Origin of the sequence: Bradyrhizobium retamae (genome assembly GCF_001440415.1) — a bacterium.
Classification (GTDB): domain Bacteria; phylum Pseudomonadota; class Alphaproteobacteria; order Rhizobiales; family Xanthobacteraceae; genus Bradyrhizobium; species Bradyrhizobium retamae.
In genome coordinates this window covers 1-2,214 of record NZ_LLYA01000087.1, presented here as the reverse complement: position 1 = coordinate 2,214, position 2,214 = coordinate 1, and the positions used below count along the sequence as shown (strand labels likewise).

Here is a 2,214-nt window from a genome sequence, read left to right as displayed (position 1 = left end):
GGAATCCGTGATCACCATCGCCTGGAACACCTGATCACCATCCCTGGAATGCGCAGGCAGGGCAAGTATCAGCCGCGCCCGCGCCGTCTCCGCAATCCGGACCAGCTCCGACGGCGCGAGCACTACCACCGTGCCGTGGGCGAGTTCAGAAATGTAAGCTTGACAACAAACTGCAATTAAAGGGCCGAATGACAGGCGGCAGCGAAGGTAAAAGCCCATGCGACGCGATCACGGCCACGGAAGCTGGTCTTCTCCTGCCCGGCGACTGTCTTGATCCAGCCGAATGCCTCCTCGATGCGCTTGCGGATGCGCTGGCTGATGGCATCCGCCGTGCCGGTTTGTTCGCCCCTCGATCGCGGAACTGCGGCCGCTCGTGTTCTGCGCAACATGCGGCGGCACGTTCATCGACCGCAGCTCGTTAACGAAGTCTTGCATCGTAGGTTTTGTCCGCGTCAAGCGTGATCGCTGTCGGCCGGTCGGCATGCGGCTCGATCATGTGCAGCGCGGCCACCCGTTCGGCATGCCCGTCGGCCTGCGTCAGGCAGGCGTCGACCAGCAGACCGTGGCGGTTCTCCATCAGCCCATGGCCGATGAAGCACAGCTTCGTCTCCTTGCCTTTACCCTTGCGGTAGAGCCTGACATCGGGATCGGTGTCGAAGCACGGGTGTCGTTCGAGCGTTTCTGGCCATGGAACTCCGCGTCGGCCGTTCCGATTGGTGATCGGACATCGCCTGCTTGCCCCGCGCAATTCCGCGATACAAGCGCATGCATCAAGTTTTCGAGCCAATGCGTGCCAGCCTCCATAGTCGCGAGTTGAACTTGGCAGAGTTGACAGTGATCTTGAAGGCGCGCATTACCTTGCGGCGATTTGTTGGCTGCCCGCACCCCTCCACGCCGGCTGTTGTTTGGTCGCGCCGCCTGTCGCGCTCGATGCCGCGACGATCTTCGAGGGCGCCCGCGCTTAGACGGTCTCAACTGCTAGCAAACCTCGCCCGCCTTTATCGGTCTTACCGATTGTCCGGGTGCGGGCACACCCGTATCCGTCGACGGAGGGATGACGCGAATTGAGTCGACGTCCTTTTGAAGTGCTCAAATCCGTGCCTTATGTTGATGTAGTGGGCAACGAGGAAATGCGGCTCGGTTTTGCCATCGAAGCCCGGGAACTTGACGCTCTTTCCGAACGGACCGAGGTCGCTCGCTAGTTGTTCCTTGTCCTTCTCCGAAAGAGCATGGTAACCGCTCTCAAGGAACCGCCACATCTCCAAGTAGTCGCAAGTCTCGCGGACCTCTCGCGGAGCTTCGGAGTGCTCGAATGGAATGCCGCTCCGCTCCCAATCGGAACCTCCACAGATGGCCGCCGTAAATCGTATTGCAATGAAGCACGGATCGAACTCACCCTTGAGCTTCATCGCTTTGTACATATCGCAAAGCATTAAGAGGATTAATTTCTCGCCATCGCTAAGCTTCATGGCCAGATTCTCCTGCTGGTCGAGACGGATGGTATTTCATCTCGCAGCCAACTGGAAGCAGCGCGGGCGTAACTTGGGCGTCGGTGAACGTGTGAGAAGAGCCGACGCTGTCCCTATCGCGCCCGCGCTGCCAGAGAAGTCAGTGGCGACGTGACTCGGCGCTGGGGCGTGCCGCAAGCGCCGTCCCTACCGCGCGCCGCCAACTTTAACAGCCGGCCACCGCCTCAGCTTGCTACGCTGACCTGCCGCCCTGGGAGGGCAGCCAGAGCTTGCCGCCGGATTGTATCACCCGAAAGACGCGCGACGCACCTACCAGGATTGGTTGGTCACCATGCCGCCCATGTCTGAACGACTGCTGTTGGTTTACGGATCAAATGGCAAGCCCGCATCAGGCGGCCTTTTGGTGACTGATCCGGCCAGTAATGTCCGATCAATGCCGCGGTGTCGCTCGATCAACCGCCTTCCACAAGGTCGGCCAATTCGAGCCGCAGCATCTCGTCATCCTCAATCGCTCGCGCCGGTCAGGCGATTATCGGCGATAACACAGCTGTCGTGGGGCATTGCCAACGCCACGGCCAGATTTACTGCGCGAGCAAGCGGATTCGGAGTCGCCGACTTGCTGCAGAGGACGGCCAAAGGCCGCCCCCCTAATCCTGGAGATCGCCACCCGTACAGGACGGGGCGCATCCACATCAGCCCCTCAGTCGGTTCTGCAGTGCCTGCCGATCGACGACGAGGTTGTCGA

1 protein-coding gene and 1 pseudogene are annotated in these 2,214 nt (G+C 60.6%); both read right to left on the bottom strand.

Features of this window, described 5'->3' with window-relative positions; translation table 11 throughout:
- Positions 1–176: 176 nt before the first annotated feature.
- Positions 177–705: pseudogene (locus tag CQ13_RS10865) on the bottom strand (transposase); the annotation flags it as partial.
- 302 nt (positions 706–1,007) lie between these two features.
- Positions 1,008–1,469: a YfbU family protein gene (locus CQ13_RS10860; RefSeq protein ID WP_057842904.1), complete on the bottom strand. Its 462-nt coding sequence runs from the start codon at positions 1,467–1,469 to the stop codon at positions 1,008–1,010.
- Positions 1,470–2,214: the final 745 nt, after the last annotated feature.

Bases quoted from the DNA above. Each gene is read 5' to 3' on its own strand.
- CQ13_RS10860 (WP_057842904.1), bottom strand. From the start codon at position 1,469: ATGAAGCTTAGCGATGGCGAGAAATTAATCCTCTTAATGCTTTGCGAT.